General features: G+C 71.5%; 15 protein-coding genes. 11 read left to right on the top strand and 4 right to left on the bottom strand.

The annotated features are described in order from the left end of the window. Positions 1-86: 86 nt before the first annotated feature. The gene (locus I596_RS13255; RefSeq protein WP_067648823.1) at positions 87-1697 is read right to left on the bottom strand and encodes an ABC-F family ATP-binding cassette domain-containing protein; all 1611 of its coding nucleotides are present in this window, start codon (positions 1695-1697) and stop codon (positions 87-89) included. 451 nt (positions 1698-2148) lie between these two features. Between I596_RS13255 and I596_RS13260 the strand changes: the two genes are divergently transcribed. The 4 genes from I596_RS13260 (at position 2149) to I596_RS13275 (ending at position 5716) form a co-directional block, all read left to right on the top strand. Continuing rightward, the gene (locus I596_RS13260; protein ID WP_067648826.1) at positions 2149-3261 is read left to right on the top strand and encodes a type 1 glutamine amidotransferase domain-containing protein; all 1113 of its coding nucleotides are present in this window, start codon (positions 2149-2151) and stop codon (positions 3259-3261) included. 3 nt (positions 3262-3264) lie between these two features. Next, the gene (locus I596_RS13265) at positions 3265-3951 is read left to right on the top strand and encodes a response regulator transcription factor (RefSeq protein ID WP_067648834.1); all 687 of its coding nucleotides are present in this window, start codon (positions 3265-3267) and stop codon (positions 3949-3951) included. Continuing rightward, positions 3948-5216 carry a sensor histidine kinase gene (locus I596_RS13270; RefSeq protein ID WP_067648837.1) on the top strand — a complete coding sequence of 423 codons (1269 nt, stop codon included), beginning with the start codon at positions 3948-3950 and terminating at the stop codon, positions 5214-5216. The genes I596_RS13265 and I596_RS13270 overlap by 4 nt, the downstream gene beginning before the upstream one ends. A 71-nt stretch (positions 5217-5287) precedes the next feature. Next, complete coding sequence (locus I596_RS13275) at positions 5288-5716, top strand: VOC family protein (RefSeq protein ID WP_067648840.1); 429 nt, start codon at positions 5288-5290, stop codon at positions 5714-5716. A 63-nt stretch (positions 5717-5779) separates the two neighbouring features. Here I596_RS13275 and I596_RS18780 read toward each other — a convergent pair whose 3' ends face one another. After that, positions 5780-5917 carry a hypothetical protein gene (locus tag I596_RS18780; RefSeq protein WP_190278910.1) on the bottom strand — a complete coding sequence of 46 codons (138 nt, stop codon included), beginning with the start codon at positions 5915-5917 and terminating at the stop codon, positions 5780-5782. Between the two features lie 94 nt (positions 5918-6011). Here I596_RS18780 and I596_RS13280 point away from each other — a divergent pair, with 94 nt between their 5' ends. Then, positions 6012-7073 (top strand): alpha/beta hydrolase, encoded by a 1062-nt coding sequence (locus I596_RS13280; RefSeq protein WP_190278911.1) that lies wholly within the window; start codon positions 6012-6014, stop codon positions 7071-7073. Between the two features lie 33 nt (positions 7074-7106). On the opposite strand, the gene I596_RS13285 is transcribed toward I596_RS13280, so the two are convergent. Next, positions 7107-9962, bottom strand: a complete 2856-nt coding sequence (locus tag I596_RS13285) for a serine/threonine-protein kinase (RefSeq protein WP_067648843.1) — start codon at positions 9960-9962, stop codon at positions 7107-7109. A gap of 300 nt (positions 9963-10262) precedes the next feature. On the opposite strand from I596_RS13285, the gene I596_RS13290 reads away from it, so the two are divergent. The 5 genes from I596_RS13290 (at position 10263) to I596_RS13310 (ending at position 15323) form a co-directional block, all read left to right on the top strand. Then, entirely contained in the window at positions 10263-11063 is an 801-nt protein-coding gene (locus I596_RS13290; protein WP_083965571.1) for a MipA/OmpV family protein, read from the top strand. Positions 11064-11112: 49 nt separating this feature from the next. Beyond that, complete coding sequence (locus I596_RS13295) at positions 11113-11799, top strand: response regulator transcription factor (RefSeq protein ID WP_067648845.1); 687 nt, start codon at positions 11113-11115, stop codon at positions 11797-11799. Positions 11800-11836: 37 nt separating this feature from the next. Continuing rightward, a complete protein-coding gene (locus I596_RS13300) occupies positions 11837-13147 on the top strand; it encodes a sensor histidine kinase (protein WP_190278912.1) in 1311 nt (436 codons plus the stop codon). Continuing rightward, positions 13144-13392, top strand: coding sequence for a hypothetical protein (locus I596_RS13305; protein WP_067648851.1), 249 nt, complete (start codon positions 13144-13146; stop codon positions 13390-13392). The genes I596_RS13300 and I596_RS13305 overlap by 4 nt, the downstream gene beginning before the upstream one ends. Before the next feature lie 284 nt (positions 13393-13676). Next, on the top strand, positions 13677-15323 hold the full coding sequence (locus I596_RS13310; protein WP_067648854.1) for an ankyrin repeat domain-containing protein: 1647 nt from the start codon (positions 13677-13679) through the stop codon (positions 15321-15323). Positions 15324-15398: 75 nt separating this feature from the next. On the opposite strand, the gene I596_RS13315 is transcribed toward I596_RS13310, so the two are convergent. Continuing rightward, positions 15399-16097 carry a hypothetical protein gene (locus I596_RS13315; protein ID WP_067648857.1) on the bottom strand — a complete coding sequence of 233 codons (699 nt, stop codon included), beginning with the start codon at positions 16095-16097 and terminating at the stop codon, positions 15399-15401. 436 nt (positions 16098-16533) lie between these two features. On the opposite strand from I596_RS13315, the gene I596_RS13320 reads away from it, so the two are divergent. After that, positions 16534-17250, top strand: a complete 717-nt coding sequence (locus tag I596_RS13320) for a hypothetical protein (RefSeq protein WP_067648860.1) — start codon at positions 16534-16536, stop codon at positions 17248-17250. The last annotated feature ends 44 nt before the right edge of the window (positions 17251-17294 follow it).

The raw sequence follows: 17294 nt of genomic DNA on the forward strand, positions 1-17294 counted from the left end.
GCCTCCGACGCAGCGGCGGCAAGGCCATCGCTGCGCGCGCGATCGGGCGGCGGATCACGTCGGCAACCGCCCGCCGCCGCGGTGGCCTACCACGGCGCCAGCCGCCAGCCGTGCGGCGTCGCCGCCAGCCGCGTCGTCAGCGCCAGCTGGTCGAGAAAGCGGTCGTCGTGCGAGACCACGACCAGGGTGCCCGGATACTGGCGCAGCATCACCTCCAGCGCCTCGACCGCGGCCAGGTCCAGGTGGTTGCTCGGTTCGTCGAGCAGCAGCAGCTGCGCCGGCGGATCGGCATGGATCGCGCAGGCCAGCGCGGCCTTCAGGCGCTCGCCGCCGCTCAGGGCACCGGTCGGCACGTGGATCGTGCGGGCATCCAGCCCTGCCTGCGCCAGGCGCGTGCGCAGTACGTCCTCGGCCTCACGATCGTTGGCCGCGCGCAGGTGTTCCAGCGCCGTGCGCTGCGGGTCCAGGTCCGCCAGGGACTGATCCAGGTAGGCCGTCGCGACCGCGCGTTCGCAGCGCCCGGCTGCCGGTGCCAACCGGCCGGCCACCAGCTTGAGCAGGGTCGACTTGCCGCAACCGTTGGGGCCGACCACGCCGACGCGCTGGCCGCCGGTCAGGATCCAGTCGATCTGCCGCAGCGCCGACGGCCCGAACGGCAGCACGGCCGCATCGAGCACCGCCACGCGGCGCGGTCCGGCATCCGCCGCCGGTGCGTGCAGCGCGATCGGTGCGTCCTGCTCGACCTGGCGCGCCGCTTCGCGCACGCGCGCGGCCAGCGCATCGCGCGCGGCCGCCTGCTGCAGCCGCAGCTTGCCGGCGGTGCTTTCGCTGCGCTCCTTCCGGCGGCCCAGCAGGATCGGGGCCTGGTTGGCCTCGCGCCCGTGCCGGTCGCCACGCGCCTGGCGCCGGTCCTGCCGCTCGCGCTGCGCGCGCAAGGCGCGCTCCTCGCGCCGCTGCTCGCCCTTCTGCCGGTCCAGCTGCGCGAGCGCACCGGCGCGCTCGGCGGCCTTGTGCTGCGCGTAGAACGCATAGCCGCCGCCGTAGCTCTTGAGACCCAGCGACGACAACTCGACCGTACGCGTCATCCGGTCCAGCAGCGCGCGGTCGTGGCTGACCAGCAGCAGCCCGCGCGTCCAGCACTGCATGTGCTCGGCCAGCGCCGCGCGGCCGGAGCGGTCCAGGTGATTGCTCGGCTCGTCGAGGATCAGGAAATCCGCATCGGACACGAAGGCGCCGGCCAGCATCACGCGCAGGACCTGGCCGCCGCTCAGCGTGTGCGCCGGCGTGTGTGCGTCCAGGTGCCCGAGGCCGCCCTGGTCGAGCGCCTGCGCCAGGCGCTGGCGGACGTCCCAGCGCTCGCCGACCGCCTCGAAATCGGCCGCGGCCGCGCTGCCCGCCTCGATGCGCCCCAGGGCCGCGACGGTCGCCGCGACACCGGCCAGGTCCGCCACGGTGGCTGCCGCGTCGAAGGGCAGGTGTTGCGGCAGGTAGTACGCGCTACCCGAGCGCAGGCAGCGGCCGGCCGAGGGCTGCAGCTGGCCGGCCAGCAGGCGTGCGAGCACGCTCTTGCCGACACCGTTGCGCCCGACCAGCCCGGTGGGGCGCAGGTCGAACTGCTCGGTGAGACCGGAGAACAGGAGCCTGCCGTCGGGCAGGACGTAGGACGCGCTTTCCAGCGCCAGGAACGGATTCGCCATGCGTGTATCCCATCGATGCCAGCACACTCCCCTGCACGGGGCCGTGGAGTCGTGCCGTCCAGCGGACGGCGGCATCAATGGCGCATCGGACGAAACCCTCTGCAGTGCGAAAACAGGCGCGCACTATAGTCGGCCGGGCGCGCCGGGCAAAGAGGCATCGGTGCCGTGCGGCCATCGCCATTCAGGCTTCGACCCGGTTTCACGTCGGCATCTGCCTCCTGCCCGGGCACGGGTTTCGTTCGCTGCACTGCCAGCGCGCACCGCCCAGCCGGCGATGCCTCGTGCAGGTCGGTCACCGCCGCCCCTGCGACGTCACGCGCACGCCGGCCAGCGCGCGCGCTGCCGGGCGGCGATGCCCGGCGCGCGCATCCGCCCGATGGGCGCGCCGCGTTTGATCCCGGCTTCACGCCGGCTGCCGAGACTGCGGTCCTCTCCCCGAAGGAAGCCCGCGATGAAGACCTTGCTGACCGCCGCCGCGCTGGCCATCGCCAGTGCCGCCGCGCCCCCGGTCGCCCACGCCGCCGACACCGTGCTGATCGTCCTCAGCGGCGAAGGTCGCGACCAGGGCAAGACCCGCCCCGGCTACGAGATGGATGAGCTGGCCCAGGCCTGGCTGGTCTTCGCCGACAACGGCCTGGCGGTGGAGGTGGCCAGTCCGCGCGGTGGCGCGGTGGAGGCGGACCGCTACGACCCGAAGGACCCGTTCAATGCGCGCCTGCTGGCCGATGCCGGCAAGACCGCGCAGCTCGCCGACACGCGCCCGACCGCGGCGCTGCGCGCGGCCGACTACGCCGCCGTGTATGTCGTCGGCGGCAAGGGCGCGGTGTTCGACCTGCCTCGCGATGCGGCGCTGGCGCGCCTGATCGGCGAGATCCACGCGCAGGGCGGCATCGTCGCCGCGGTCTGCCATGGCCCCGCCGTGCTGACCGCCGTGCGCGACGCCGGTGGCCGGCCGCTGGCCGCCGGCCGCGCGATGACCGGTTTCAGCAACGAGGAGGAAACCCTCTTCGGCAAGCGCTGGGCCAAGGAGTACCCGTTCCTGCTCGAGGACCGCCTGCGCGAGCAGGGCGCCCGCTGGAGCGAGGCGGCGCCGATGCTGCCGCACGTGGTGGTGGACGGCGGCCTGATCACCGGCCAGAACCCCTACTCCACCCTCGGCGTCGCCGAGGCGCTGGTCCGCGCCACCGGCCGCACGCCGGTCGCCCGCACGCCCTCGCGCGACGAGCGCAGCATGGCCGTGGCCCAGCAGGCACTGCGCGGCGAGGCCGCCGCGGCCCGCGCCGCGCTGGCCGCCGACGTGGACACATATCACGTGCAGCTGATCGGCATGCTCGGCTACTACCAGTTGCAGGCCGCCGACGGCGACGCCGCGGTGCGCGACGCCGTCACCCTGATGACCCTGGCCGAGCCGCATTTCGCCGAGCCGCGGCTGCAGGTGGCGATCGCCGACGGCGAGTGGCGGCTCGGCCGGTCCGGCCCGGCGCGCGAGCGGCTGCAGCGCGTGCTGGCGCAGCACCCGCAGATGGACGAAGCTAAACAGCTGATGGCCCGCATCGACGGCTGAGCCGTGTCCGAACCGCTACGCATCCTGGTGATCGAGGACAACTACGCCCTGCGTGCGAGCCTGGCCTCGCTGCTGGCATTCCACGGCCATCGTGCGGACTTCGCCGCCGATGGCCGCACCGGCCTGGCCCTCGCCCTGGCCGATCCGCCGGACGTCGTGGTGCTGGACCTCGGCCTGCCGGGGCTGGACGGCGTGCGCGTCTGCGAGGCGCTGCGCGCCCGTGCCGACCGCCACGTGCCGGTGCTGATGCTGACCGCCCGCCACGCGATCGAGGACAAGCTGCGCGGTTTCCAGGCCGGTGCCGACGACTACCTCGTCAAGCCGTTCGACGGCCAGGAACTGCTGGCGCGCTGCCTGGCGCTGTCGCAGCGCCATCGCGCCGGCCAGGCGCATCGCCTCGTCGTCGGCGCACTGTCGATCGATCGCCGCAGCGGCGAGGTGATGCGCGCCGGCCGGCGCCTGGTGCTCACGCAGATGCCGTACCGCATCCTGCTGGCGCTGGCCGAGGCCTGGCCGCGCACGCTGACGCGCTCGGAACTGATGCAGCGGCTGTGGGGCGAGGAAACCCCGCCGTCCGACCCGCTGCGCTCGCACCTGTACCTGCTGCGCCGCGCGCTGGACCGCCCGTTCGAGCGGCCGATGCTGATCACCGTGCAGGGCGTCGGTTTCCGCCTGGATGCCGACGCGTGAAGCCGCGCCGCCGCCTGCAACGCCGGCTGCTGGTCGCCTTCGCCGCGCTGACGCTCGGCGTCGCCGGCCTGTTCGCGCTGTACGCGATCGCCTTCGTCTACATGGTGGAGGACCACTTCTTCGTCGCGCAGCTGCGCGACGAGGCCGCCTACCTCACCGACGCACAAGCGAAAAGCGGCCAATGGCCGGCACCCCGCAGCCCGCACCTCGCCCTCTACACCGACACCGCCACCCTGCCCGACGACCTGCGCGCACAGTTCCGGCAGGAGAGCTGGCGCAGCGAGTTTCCCGGCCGCGACGGGCGGCACTACCACGTGCTGCCGCTGGCCGGCACCGACGGCCGGCCCGCCTGGCTGGTCGCCGAGGTCGGCAGCCGGCTGGTGGTACGGCCGATCCGCAACCAGATCTTCGCGCTGCTGGCCTGGTCCGGCGCCGCCGTGCTCGCCGCGGCCCTGCTGCTCGGTGCCTGGGTCGCGCGGCGCACCAGCCGGCCGCTGGCCGAACTCGCCGACGTGGTGGCCGCGCTGCACCCCGGCGACCTGCCCGAGCACCTGCCGGCCGCCACCGGCGACGACGAGGTCGGCACGCTGGCGCGCGGCCTGGACGCCCTGATCGGCCGCATCCGCACCTTCATCGCGCGCGAGCAGGACTTCACGCGCGACGCCAGCCACGAACTGCGCACGCCGCTGGCGGTGATCCGCAGCGCCGGCGAACGCCTCGCCGCCGAGGCCGACCTCGACGCCACGCAGCGCCGGCACCTGGACCACATCCGCCTGTCGGCCGCCCAGTTGGAGCAGACCGTGACGACGCTGCTGGCGCTCGCGCGCGAACAACCGCTGGATGCGGCCGGCCCGACGCGCCTGCTGCCACTGATCGAGCGCGTGATCGTCGAGCAGGCGCCGCTGATCGGCGACCGGCCGATCCGGGTGGACCTGGACGTCGCGCCCGCCGCAGCCTCCACGCATCCGGCCGCCGTGCTGCACATCCTGCTGTCCAACCTGATCGGCAACGCCTTCGCCCACACCGCGCGCGGCACCGTGCGCATCGACATCGCCGACGGCACCCTGCGCATCGCCAACCACGGCCATGCGATCGACGACGCGCTGCGCGCCACCCTGCACCAGCCGTTCACCAAGCGCGAAGGCAGCGCCGGCTTCGGCCTCGGCCTGGCGATCGTCCAGCGCCTGTGCGACCGCAACGGCATCGCGCTCGCGATCGACCACGACGCGGACGGCACGCAGGCCCGCATCGGGCTCGACGCCTGAGCGCCGCGCTCATCCGCGGTCCAGCCGCGCGGTAGCATCGTGCGCCCTCATCCCTTGCGGAGACCCGAACAATGGAAACCCAGGAACTGCACCGCGGCCGCCTGATCGATCACATCCAGCTGGTCGTGCGCGACCTCGCCGTGTCCCAGGCGTTCTACGCCGCCGTCTTCGACGTGCTGAAGGTGCCGATGGGCGGCACCGGCGATAGCTACTTCTGGGCGGACGAGCTGTTCGTCTCCAGTGCCGACAGCGAAGCCGCGCAAGGCGCGCTGACCGGCCGCCACCACCTGGCCTTCCAGGCACCGGACCGCGCGACGGTGGAGGCGTTCCACGCCGCCGCGCTCGCCCATGGCGGCACCGACAATGGCGCGCCCGGCGAGCGCCCGTACCACCCCGGCTACTACGCCGCGTTCGCGCTGGACCCGGACGGCAACAACATCGAGGTGGTCTTCCACGGCGAGGCCAAGCGCAGCGCGCCGTCGGTGAAGATCACGTTCTGACGCGCGGGTGGAACGCGGCCCGGCACCGGCGCGCCCGGGCCGGGCACTCGATGGTGGGCCGGCTCATCGGACCGGCATTGCCGCCTCCACCTTCGTGCGTATCCACTTGGACAGCGGCGCGCTGAAGATGCCGACCAGCAGCCCGCCCCACAGGTCGTTGATCTCCAGCGCGATCGGTGTGGATCTGCTGGCACCGCCCACCGGCATTTCATCGGGCCCGGCCGGCAGCACCCGTGGGCGGGACGCGGGCGCCGTCGCCCGTCGTACGATGGCGCGACGACTCCGCGAGACCGCCATGCGCCGATCGAAAACCCGCCACCGCCGCCCCGGCCGGCCGCGCCTCGCACTCGCTGCGCTGATTGCGCTGGCCGGTGCCGGCCTGGTCGCATTCATGGCCAGTCCCTGGCCTTCCGCGCTGCTCGTTCGCTGGGCGTTCGACCTCGGCGGCGTGCTGGCCGATCGCGCGCTGGCCGCGCACGTGCCTGCCACCGTGCGCAGCGATACCGGCCTGCGCTACGCCGCCGATCCCGATGCGCTGCTGGACGTCCACCGCCCCACAGGCATTGCGCAGGATGCGCGCCTGCCGGTGATCGTCTGGGTGCACGGCGGCGGCTTCGTCGCCGGTAGCCGCACACAGGTCGGCAACTACGCCCGCATCCTCGCCGGCGACGGCCATGCCGTGGTCGCCGTGGACTACGCGCTCGGTCCCGGCACGCACTATCCGGTACCGGTGCACCAGGTCAATCGCGCGCTGGCCTACCTCGTCGCCGAAGCCGACCGCCTGCAGCTGGACACGACGCGCGTCGTGCTGGCCGGCGATTCCGCCGGCGCGCAGATCGCCGCACAGGTGGCCGCACTGATCACCTCGCCCGCCTATGCCAGGGCCATGGCGATCGAGCCCGCCCTCGACCGTGCCCACCTGGTCGGCACCGTCCTGTTCTGCGGCCCCTACGATGCCCTGCTGATGAAGCTCGGCGAGGCCGACCACTGGCTGGTGCGCACGATGCTGTGGGCCTACCTCGGCGACCGCCTGCCCTCGGCCGAGGCGATCGCGCAGCTCTCGATCACGCGCCACCTGACGCCGGATTTCCCGCCGAGTTTCATTTCCGTCGGCAACGACGATCCGCTCGCGCCGCAGTCCCATGCACTGGCCGAGGCACTGGACCGGCACGGTGTGCGCGTCGAACGGCTGTTCTTCGCGCAGGATCACATGCCGTCGTTGCCGCACGAGTACCAGTTCGACCTGTCGCGCGCGGAAGCGCGCGAAGCGCTGACGCGCGTGAAGGCCTTCCTCGCACGCGTTTTCGACGCGCGCGGTGGCCCATACGCTGGTGCCACCCTGGAACCGCTGCGCTGAGCCCACACGGGCACGGCGGACGGCCCGATCCGCTCACCGCACTGCGGCCAGACGCGATGCCCGCCGCTTCAACGAATGCCCTTCCGGCAGCCGGGCCACTGCCTCGACGACGGCCTCCCGTTGCCGCAGCGATCCGGCTGTGTCGTGCAGGCGCTGCAACGTCTCGGCCAGGCCCAGGCGTGCCTGGATCACGTACAGCGCGTGCTCGCCGGCGGAGGCCAGGCCGATGCGCAGGCTTTCCTCGTAGTGGGTGCGGGCCTCGTCCAGCGCGCCGAGCGCGACATCCGCCTCGGCCAGTGCCAGGTGACGCTGCGCCAGACTGGGGTGGTCCGGCGGAAACAGGCGCCGGCTCTCGGCGAGGCTGGCCGCGAACAGGTCCCGCGCCTCGGCGGCGCGGCCCGTATCGAGCCAGACCGCACCCAGCACGGCGCGGCTGTTGAACCATTCCTCGCCCGGCGTGCCGCCCAGCGCCTCGCGCAAAGTCAGCGCCTGCCGCGCCGCGGCTTCGGCCTGGTCCAGCCGCCCGGCACCGCGTTCGGCGCGGGCACGGTTGGTCTGCACGTTGGCCTGCCAGTAGCGCCAGTCGCCCTCGCCGGCCGCCAGAAGGGTGGCGGCACGGTCGAGCACGGTGCTGGCCTCGTCGTAGCGCTCGAGCTGCACCAGCGCGCCGCCGAGGTTGCTCATCGCCTTGCCGGCTTCCGGGTCGTTCTCGCCGTAGAGCGCCACGCGCAGGCGCAGGCTTTCGCGGAACAGCTCCGTGGCCTCCGCCGTGTCGCCCTTGCGCAGCAGCACGCTGGCCAGGTTGGCCAGGTGCACGGCATGGACACGGTGCGGCGTGCCGTAGACCTTGGCGTCCACGGCCACTGCCTCGCGCATCGCCTGCCCGGCCTCGTCCAGCCGGCCCATCGCCAGCAGGCAGGCGCCGAGGTTGGACAAGGTCATGCCGATGTCCGCATGCACCTCGCCGTAGACCGTGCGCTCCAGCGCCAGGGCCTGCCGATACACGCGCACGGCCTCGTCGAAGTGCTTGCCCTGCGTCAGCACGAAGCCGAAATCGTCCAGCACGCTGGCGGTCTTCTTGCCGGGTGGGTTCTCGACCTGCTGCAGCAGGGCCAGCGCTTCGCGCAGTTCTTCGGCGCCGACGTCCGGCGCGCCGTCCTGGGCCAGCACGATGCCGCGCAGGACACGGATGTCCACCTGCTGCAGCGACGCGTGGGCCGGCACCCGTACCAGCGCCTGGTCCAGCAGGGCACGCGCCTCCGCATAGCGGCGCAGCTCCTTCACCGATCGCGCCAGCTGATAGAGCGTGTCGGCTGCCCGCGTCGGATCGGTGCCGCCGGCGGCCTGCTGCAGGTCGTGTGCCTGCCGCAGCAACGGCTCGGCCTCGACGAAGAGGTTGAGCTGGTTGTGGATGCGCCCGAACGTGGTCAACAGGTCCGCGCGCAGCGCCGGCTGGTCCTTCATCTCGGCCTGGACGCGCTCCACGCCGCGCGCCAGCAGCTCGCGCGTGCTGGGCACGCGGTCGGCCGCGCCGCCCGGCGCGCTGCTGTCGAACACGCTGAGCAGGAAGGCCTGGATGGAGTTGGCGCGCTCGGCCGCCCGCACCGCCTGGCGCGACTTCCACAGCATGCCGCCGAGGCCGGCCAGCAGCAGCACCAGGGCCATGCCGGCCAGCGCCACCGGCAGCCGGTGGCGCCGGATGAAGGTGGCCATGCGGTAGCCCATGCCGTTGCCGGATACCCGCACCGGCGCGCCGGCCAGCCACTGGCGCAGGTCCGTCGCGAAGGCATCCACGCTGGCGTACCGGTCCGCCGGCTCCTTGGCCAGCGCCTTTTCCAGGATGCGGGTGAGGTCGCCACGCACCGCACGGCGATAGCTGGCCGGCGTCTCGCCGCGGGCCTCCAGGCGCTGCAGCGCGGCGGACGCTGCCGGCACCGGCGGGGCGTCCTCGCGCGCCAAGGCTGCCAGCAGCGTCTGCGGCGGCATCTCGCGCACGATGCGCTCGGTCGCGATCAGGTTGCCGCGGTCCAGCGGGTACGGCAGCGCGCCGCTGACCAGCTCGAACGCGATCACGCCCAGCGCATAGACATCCACCGCCACGCCCGCGCCGCCGCCGCCGAACTGCTCCGGCGCCGCGTACTCCGGCGTGAAGGCGCGGCGCTGGCCGATCGTCGTCGGCGCTGCGGCAGTATCGGTTTCGTCCTCGCCCAGCAGTCCGGCGATGCCGAAGTCCAGCAGGCGCACCGCGCCGGTCTGGTCCACCAGCACGTTGCCGGGCTTGAGATCCCGATGCACCACCAGATGCGTATGCGCGTGCTGGACCGCTGCGCAGACATCCAGGAACAGCGCGATGCGCGCACGCACGCCCAGGCGGCGCGCATCGCACCAGCGCGTGAGGGTGGTGCCGCGCACGAACTCCAGCGCCAGCCACGGCCGGCGGTCCGGCGACAGGCCGCCGTCGATGAAGCGGGCCAGGTTGGGATGCGACAGCCGCGCCAGGATGCGCCGCTCGCGCAGGAAGCGCGCCTGCACGTCGTCGAAGTCGAAACCGCGGCGGATCAGCTTGATCGCCACCTCCTGCGCGAAGTCCGCTTCTTCGCGCAGGCCCCGGTAGATCACGCCGGTGCCGCCGCGACCGATCCGCTCAATCACGCGGAACGGCCCCAGCAGGCTGCCGATCAACGCATCACGCGTCTCGTCCGGCGGCGGCGCGTCGATCTGCGCGACACAGCCCTCCAGCATCGCCTGAACGCGCGTGCGCAGCGCCGGCTGCCCGGCACAGCGCTGGTCGAGGAATGCCGCGCGTTCCTCCGGCGTATCCAGATCCAGCGCCCGGCGCAGCAGCGCCAGCGCCGCCGTCAGGGACGGATCACCGGGCAGACCGCTCATGCCGTGCCTGCCGCCCGCTGCGGTGACGCAAGACCGGCTCCACCCGATGCGCTCACGCGTACTTCGCCTTGCTGGGAAAAGGGTTGCGCCCACCGGTCCGCGCAGGCAGCGCCATTCGACCGGCTCGCCAGGGGATACGCAAGAGGCCGGCCGAATCGGACAGACGCGCTGCCTGCCCATCGGCAGCGCCGGAAAGAGCGCCGCCTGCCCGGCTTCCGGCGCCCCTGAAAACCCGGTCGCTGTAAGTCGAACGTAAGTGACGCCCACGCACAGTGACGCTCCCTTTCGCGGTGTCTCGACATGATCCGGCTAGCAATCGCGCTCACGGCGCTCATTCCTCTTTCCACCTTCGCCCAGGCCGGTCCGGCCGAGCCACCCGGCGCCGGCGAACAGCCGGACAACGATCCCTGGACAATCGGCCTGGCCGCCTCCGTCAAGGACAGCCCGTATGCCGGAGAAGGGATCCAGGTACGACCGTTCCCGTGGGTGACCTACGAGGGCGAACGGGTCTACTGGCGGGGCGTCACGTTCGGTGTCCATCTGGTGAAAACCGACAATTTCACGCTGGACGCCGTGGTATCGGGCCGCTTCGACGGGTTCGACCGCGGCGACCTGGGCCGCACCGAGCTGGCACGGAACGGCGTGGACATCGACCGGCTTGCGGATCGGGACGATGCGGCCGACGCGGGCGTCGCCGCCCGCTGGGCCTGGGGCGGCAACGAGCTGCGCCTGCGCGCGGTCGCCGACGTCACCGGCACCAGCGAGGGCTACGAGGTCTCCGCGGACTACGGCTACCGGTTCCGCATCGGCAAGACCACACTGATCCCCGGCATCGGCGTGCAATGGCTCTCGAAGGACCTGGCCGACTACTACTACGGCGTGCGGCCGGGCGAGACCTTCGCCGGCACGTCCTACCGACCGGACGCCGCGCTGGTGCCGCGTGCCAGCCTGTCCTTCTCCAGGCCGCTCGCCGGCAAGTGGCGGCTGCAGGGCCTGCTACAGTACCAGCGCCTGCCGGACGAACTCGCGCACAGCCCCCTCCTGGAAAGGAACTCGACCGCGGTGGGACACCTGATGATCGGCGTGGTCCGCGGTTTCTGATCCACGCGCAGCCTTCCGTCGCGGCCCTGCCCTTTCCGTTCGATCGCCCATGAACCGCATCGCCCTCGTCGAGGACCATGAGCGCATGGCGAGCCTGATCGTCCGGGGCCTGCTGCCCGCCGGTATCGCCACCGATGTGTTCCACACGCTGGAATCGGCCTGGCGCCCGCTGATCGAGCGCGACTACGGCATGGTGATCGTGGACCGGGGCTTGCCCGGCGGGGATGGGCTGGACCTGGTCCGGCGCCTGCGCGCCGCCGGGCGGCTGACGCCGTGCCTGATGCTGACCGCGCGCGACGCGTTGCGGGACCGGGTGGACGGCCTGGAGGCCGGCGCCGACGACTACCTGCCCAAGCCCTTCGCCATGGAGGAGCTGCTGGCCCGGGTCCGGGCCCTGCTGCGCAGGACACCGTCGCTCCAGTCCACCGAACTCGCGCACGGCGGCCTGCGCATCGCCCCGGAGGCCGGTTGCATGGCGTTCGGCGGGAAGGTCGTGACGCTGTCGCACGCCGAACTTCAGATGATCGTCTGCCTGGTACGGGCCAAGGGCCAGACGGTGCGGCGCCACAGCCTGGAGCAGGCGGCCTGGGGCCTCATGGACGCCGTCACGCCGAATGCCTTCGATGTCGCGATGCATCGCCTGCGCAAGAAGCTGGCGGCGGTCGGCTGCGATCTGGCCCTGGTGAACACCCGCGGGCACGGCTTTGCGCTGAGGACCACCGATGTGGCCGACTAGCCTGTCCGGGCGGCTCCTGCTCTCCGCGCTGATCGGCGTGTTCGCCGCATGCATCGCCGCCGGCGCCATCGTCGGCGCCTTTGCCTACCTGCTCGAAACCGACTACCTGGCCGACATCGAACTGGTGGACGAACTGGACAAGCTCGAACGCGGTCTTCGGACCGGGGCGGACGGACGGCTGGCATTCACGCTGCAACGGTCTTCGGACATGTACGACGCGCTCCGGAAGGACACCGCGTTCCTGATCGCGGACGCCGGCGGGCGCGCCGTCTTCAGCAGTCCCGCCGGCCCCGCGCTCGAAGCCTTGAAACACCTGCCGCCCGCTGCCAGCGAGGCGCCCGTGGACGATCCCGTGCTGCCGGTGCTGCTGCAGGTGCGGGAACGCCGGGTGATACGCGCCGGCACCGGTTACACGCTGCGGGTGGCGCGCAGCAATCGCATGGTGGAGCGGCTCGGGGTCTATGCCCGCCAGTTGTATCTGGGCTCGGCCGCGGCCTCGGTCCTGGTCGCGCTCTCGGTTTTCGCAATCGTCATCTACCTCACCGTCCGCCGCGCGGTCGTGCCGCTGCAGCGGGCATCGGCGATAGCGGCAGGGATCGGGCCGCGCGCGCTTTCGACGCGACTGCACGCCGAGGGCATCCCGTCCGAGATGACACCGCTGATCGATGCGCTCAATGCCGCCCTCGAACGCCTCGAACAGGGATTCAAGGTCCAGCAGGACTTTCTCGCCATGGCCGCGCACGAGCTCAAGACGCCGCTGACCCTGCTGCAGGCGGAGATCGAAATCGGCGGCGACATGAACCAGGCGGCCATGCTCCGCGAAACGCAGCTGATGGCGCGCCAGACCCACCAGCTGCTCCACCTCGCGGAAGTCAGCGAGGGACGCAACTATCGCTTCTCCAGACGCTCGCTGTGGGCGTTGGCCGCCGATGCGGCCGGTTACCTCGGGAGGCTGGCCGAACGCAGCAGCGTGTCCCTGCAGGTGGAGCGCCAGGGACCGGAAGCGTTTGTCGATGCGGACGAAGGCGCGGTCTTCGTCCTGCTGAAGAACCTGATCGAGAATGCCATCCGCCATTCGCCGCCGGGCAGCGTCGTGACGCTGGACGTATCGGCGCAGGGGTTCGCGGTCGTCGACCAGGGTGCCGGCGTGGACCCGGCCGACTGCGAGCACCTGTTCAAGCGCTTCTGGCGGGCGTCGAGCGCCACCGAAGGCGCCGGCCTCGGCCTCGCCATCGTCCGCGAGATCTGCACGGCGCATCAGTGGGAGGTCCGGTTCGAGGAGGCGCCGGCCGGAGGCGCACGGTTCGTGGTGACCATTCCCGCGGCCGCCCTGCGAGTGGGCGAATGACGGCGCGCACGCTCGAGGCGTGGATTGTTTCGCTGGCCACGCTGGTGACCGAGGACGCGCGCGAGGCGCGGCGCTGGTACCGATCGGAAACGATCGCACAGCTGGACCACACGACCGCGCACGAGCTCGTCCAGACCGGACGCGGCCCGGCGGTGGTCCTGTTCCTGCTGGACGTGCTGCGGTGCGAGCTGCCCGCGGCGGCCCAAGCGGGCAGTCCGCAGGCGCGGATGATCCGCACCGCATGAAACGGGCCTCCCGGCATCTGTCCGTGGCGCCAGCGACTCCGCCGTGCAATCCACACGGTCCGCGGCGCGCCGGAGCGGACCGCAACGAACCCGGCTCCGGCGAGCACGCGTCCCAGCGGGTATATCGCTAGGCACTGCGCCGGCGGCGGGCTAAGATCGCCGCGCGGAGCAAGCCGCACCCGGGTCCGCGGGCAGGGTCCAACCCACTTGCCTTTCCACACCTTCCAGACCTTTGTGCAGCCGGCATTGCGGACCTTCGGCGATTCCTGCATGGAGGTTTCCCCGTGAACGCGCTTCCCGAGCACGCCCATATCGATCACCTGCGCAAGCAGGCCAAGGCGCTACTGCGCGCCTACCAGGCCGGCGATGCCGAGGCATTGCACCGCTTCCGCCAGGCCTTGCCGGCCGCGTACGGCACCAGCGATGCGCAGCTGGCCGCGATGCAGCTGCGCCTGCACGACGCGCAATCGTGCATCGCGCGCGAGTACGGCTTCCCAAGCTGGAACGAGCTGCGCGACTACGTGGCGTGGCAGCGCCTGCGTACGCAGGACCGTGCCGCCACCGTGCGGCACTGGCTGGGCCTGGTGTATGCCGGCGACGTCACCGGCGACCTGTTCGGCGCCCGGCCCAGGCTGGCCGCGCGCGTCCTGGCCGAGCAGCCGGACCTGGCCGACGGCGATGCATCCCTCGCCTGCGCCGTCGGCGACGAAGCCGCCGTACGTGCCGCGATCGCAGCCGATCCCGGCTGGGTCCATCGCCCTGGCGGCCCCTTGAACCTGCCGCCACTGGTGGCGGTGACGCATTCGGCCCTGTTGCGCCTCGACGGTTTCGCCGAGCGCCTGCGCCGCTGCGCACGCCTGCTGCTGGAGGCCGGCGCGCCTCCCGACCAGTCCATCGGCAACCGCTGGCCGCCGCACTCGGTCGACCAGCCCGGTGACGACCGGCTCAGCGCCCTCTACGGCGCCGCCGGCCAGGCGCACGACCTGGCATTGACACGCCTGCTGCTGGAGCGCGGTGCCGATCCCAACGACGGCGAATCGCTCTACCACGCCGTGCAAAGTCCTGCGTGCATACGCCTGTTGCTGGAGCACGGCGCCCGCCCGGCCGGCACCAACGCGCTGGCGCATGCCATCGTCCAGGCGAACCTGGCTTCCGTGCAGCTGCTGTTGGCGCACGGCGCCGATCCCAACGAGGTCACCGCCCAGGACACCACGCCGCTGATCGCCGCTCTGCGCGCGCGCTGCCCCGTCGCCGTGATCCAGGCCCTGCTCGACGCCGGTGCCGATGTCCACGCCGCCACGCCCGAGGGCCAGGGCACGTATGTCTACGCCCTGTCGCTGGGGCTGACCGATGTCGCGCAGGTGCTGGAGAACGCCGGTGCCGACGCGGCCCTGACCGACGAGGACGCCTTCGTCGCCGCCTGCGCGCGGGGCGACGAAGCCGACGCCCGTCGCCGGTTGGCGCGCCAGCCGGATCTGCTCGACCGGCTGGGACCCGAGCGGCTGGCCCGCCTGCCGGAGCTGGCGATGAACGGCTGCGACGCCGCCGTGCGGCTGATGGTGACGCTCGGCTGGCCGGTGGCCACGCGCGGCGGCGATGCCCCGTTCCGCGGCTCCGCGCTCAACTGGACCGTGTTCCGCGGCAACGCGGCGCTCGCCGGTTTCCTGCTGGACCACGGCGCCCACTGGCACGAAGCGCACGGCTACGGCAGCGACGTGCTCGGCACGCTGTCCTGGGCCTCGTGCAACGAGCCCCACGGCGAAGGCGACTGGGTCGGCTGCGCCCGCGCCCTGGTCGCGCATGGCCTCGCGCCCGCGACGCGCCTGCCGGGCGCGCCCCAACAGGAACCACCGGAGTACGTGCTGATCGACGGACGCGAGATGACGTTCTCGGAGGATGTGACGGCGTTCCTGCTCCAACCCGCACCGTAGGACCGGTCGTCGCTCGATCGGATCGGGCCGCGTCGAATGCAGGGCCGGCGCACCGGGCACCGGCCCGGACGCACGTCAGTGCACGCGCCGCCACCACAGGCCGAGGCCCGCCAGCAACGCAGCCAGCACCGCCAGCGCCGCCTGCGAGAGCACCGGCACGGCAATCGCTTCCAGGACCAGCACGACCGTCTGCGACACCGGTGCCGCCGGCGCGTAGACACCGCTGCCGGCCTGGCTGGCGGTGATCGCACACGCGCCCGGATAGAGCATGGTCACCGTGATGCCGGAGATCGTGCACACGTTCGACGGGCCCGCCGTGTAGGTCACCGGATTGCCCGAGGCGCCGCCGGTCGCGAGCGGATCAACGGCGAAGGTTCCTCCCGGAAAGAACGGCCGCTGCGCGACCGCCTGTACCGGGAACGTGATCGTCTGCGGCTGAAGATCGACGACCTCCAGCGTATACGCGCGCTCGCCGGTCAGCCCGCTGCTGTCGATCGCAATGGCCGTGAACGTGTAGATGCCCGGTACGGTCGGGATACCGACCACGGTCTGATGGTGGAAGACGAAACCGGGTGGCAGCGTGCCTGGAACAAAGACCCAGTGCGGTGGGACGCCGCCGATCGCCCTCAGTCCCTGGTTGTAGTGGACGCCCACAATGGCGACCGGCAGCGTCTCCGGAAGGATCTCGAGCGTCGGCGCGCCGACATCGGGCGCCTCGGGCGCGGCGTAGCGCGAAACCGGCGCCGCCCAGGCCAACGACAGCGAAAGGCACATGGCAGTGCCTGCAACGGCAGCCCATCGCAGGAAATGACGTCGTTCCACAGCCTTCTCCCCGGTTGTGCGCCAGCCATTCGGCGCGGCGCGCTAGCCTGTATCGCGAACCGACCACGCGACCGATTGTAGCGGCGAACCGGTTCTGCAGAACTCCTTTTCCGAGAAATGGCAGGCGTTCGCGACTTTCCCACCGCGCAGATCTGCCCGCTCAAACAGGTGATACCGATGAAGCGGCGCCCACAAACATCAAAGAAGCCTGGAACTTAATCGCTGCCATGGATCAGCAAAGGTTGTGCCCGGTATCGGTCGCAGCCCGCTCGCCCACCTGCGATTGCGGAAGACCCGGCGGGCGGGCGGCTGCATTTGGGCACTTTGCCGTGCAAAATGTGACACGACCTCCCGGCGGGGCGGGCAGTTTCAGTGCAACGGATGGACCATGGATTTCCTGAAGATTCTCAAATCGTTCGAGGAGTTCGTTTACGAGGCGCTGACCTGGCTGGTGCTGCTTCCACGCACGTTATGGCGCATTGTCGTGGCACCCCGTCGTATGACCCACTACGCCAGTGTCCAACTGGCTTCGCAGAGCGAAACCCGTTTTAGTGAAGCGGTCAGCCCTCCCTTGCTGCTGATCCTGTGCGTACTGATCTCGCACTTCGTCGACCTGGCTGTCCGCAATCCAGTACCGGCAGCGGACGAATCGCTCGCGAACGTCCTGTTGTCGTCCGAGCAGAACCTGCTGCTTTACCGGACCATCGCCTTCGGCGTCTGGTCACTGGCCGGCGCCGTGTACATGCTGGTTCGTACTCATCAGCCCGTCAACCGCGAGACCTTGCGTGCCCCGTTCTACGAGCAGTGTTATCTCGTCGCCCCGTTCGCCTTTGCGATATCAGTATCGGTCACGCTCATTGCCCTGGGCCGCCTTTGGTCGCTGCTGACAGCCGTGCTGCTGAGCCTATCGGCGACCACGTGGTTCTGGCTTGCACAGGCGGCGTGGCTGCGGGATCGCGCATCGCTGAGTCTGTGGCGCAGCCTTGCCGCAGCCATCCTCGTGGTGATGGTCGGGTCCGCCGCCAACGCCGGTGTTGGCCATGTGCTGCGCGCGAAGGGCAACACACCAGCGGCCTCGGAGGCAGCGAAAGACGCTTCACGCTAAGCCGCCATGCACAACGAGATCTTCCATCCACGGGCTCCACATCC

It is taken from the genome of Dokdonella koreensis DS-123, assembly GCF_001632775.1.
Classification (GTDB): Bacteria; Pseudomonadota; Gammaproteobacteria; order Xanthomonadales; family Rhodanobacteraceae; genus Dokdonella; species Dokdonella koreensis.

Bases quoted from the DNA above. Each gene is read 5' to 3' on its own strand.
- I596_RS13295 (WP_067648845.1), top strand. From the start codon at position 11,113: ATGAACCGCATCGCCCTCGTCGAGGACCATGAGCGCATGGCGAGCCTG.
- I596_RS13280 (WP_190278911.1), top strand. From the start codon at position 6,012: ATGCGCCGATCGAAAACCCGCCACCGCCGCCCCGGCCGGCCGCGCCTC.
- I596_RS13255 (WP_067648823.1), bottom strand. From the start codon at position 1,697: ATGGCGAATCCGTTCCTGGCGCTGGAAAGCGCGTCCTACGTCCTGCCC.
- I596_RS13285 (WP_067648843.1), bottom strand. From the start codon at position 9,962: ATGAGCGGTCTGCCCGGTGATCCGTCCCTGACGGCGGCGCTGGCGCTG.
- I596_RS13320 (WP_067648860.1), top strand. From the start codon at position 16,534: ATGGATTTCCTGAAGATTCTCAAATCGTTCGAGGAGTTCGTTTACGAG.
- I596_RS13260 (WP_067648826.1), top strand. From the start codon at position 2,149: ATGAAGACCTTGCTGACCGCCGCCGCGCTGGCCATCGCCAGTGCCGCC.
- I596_RS13275 (WP_067648840.1), top strand. From the start codon at position 5,288: ATGGAAACCCAGGAACTGCACCGCGGCCGCCTGATCGATCACATCCAG.
- I596_RS13305 (WP_067648851.1), top strand. From the start codon at position 13,144: ATGACGGCGCGCACGCTCGAGGCGTGGATTGTTTCGCTGGCCACGCTG.
- I596_RS13290 (WP_083965571.1), top strand. From the start codon at position 10,263: ATGATCCGGCTAGCAATCGCGCTCACGGCGCTCATTCCTCTTTCCACC.
- I596_RS13315 (WP_067648857.1), bottom strand. From the start codon at position 16,097: ATGTGCCTTTCGCTGTCGTTGGCCTGGGCGGCGCCGGTTTCGCGCTAC.